The organism is Lactobacillus sp. WILCCON 0149 (genome assembly GCF_057197965.1).
The window spans coordinates 1-607 of record NZ_JBUBHO010000035.1 but is presented as its reverse complement, the minus strand read 5'-3'; the positions used below and the strand labels follow the sequence as shown (position 1 = coordinate 607).

The 607-nt window shown below is 49.8% G+C and carries 1 protein-coding gene; it reads right to left on the bottom strand.

Going from position 1 to position 607, the window contains the following annotated elements; translation table 11 throughout:
• Positions 1 to 413 (bottom strand): hypothetical protein (locus ACYVUV_RS12355; protein WP_484499579.1); only part of this gene is annotated, 413 nt, incomplete at its 3' end.
• Between the last annotated feature and the right edge of the window lie 194 nt (positions 414 to 607).

The following is a 607-nucleotide window of genomic DNA, read 5'->3' as shown; positions in this document are numbered from 1 at the left end:
GCACTGCGGCCAAGCTGAGCAGCGTTATAGTCAACGTCAACGCACAAGGCAGTCATCGCTTCAGTTCTTTTCGACAACCAAAAGGCACTGCGGCCGAGCTGAGCAGTGTTATAGTCAACGTCAACGCACAAAGCAGGTGTCGCTTGAGACTTTTTCGACAACCAAAAGGCACTGCGGCCAAGCTGGGCGGCGTTATGGGCAACGTCAACGCACAAGGCGAGTGTCGCTTGAGACTTTTTCGACAACCAAAAGTCACCGTGGCCAAGCTGGGCGGCGTTATAGTCAACGTCAACGCACAAGGCAGTCATCGCTTCAGTTCTTTTCGACAACCAAAAGGCACTGCGGCCGAGCTGAGCAGCGTTATAGTCAACGTCAACGCACAAAGCAGGTGTCGCTTGAGATCTTTTCGACAACCAAAAAGCAGCATTCCTATCGTCGTGGATTTCCACGGCAAGGATGCTGCTTTTTTAGTAATTAGTAATTAGGGTTGTACTTGCAGCTCTTAGGCTGCAAGAGGCTGATCGTTTTATCAGCAACTAAAAGTCACAGCGCAAATTCGAAAATTGCTGAAAGCCATGCGTTGCCATTTGCATCTTCATAAGTGCCA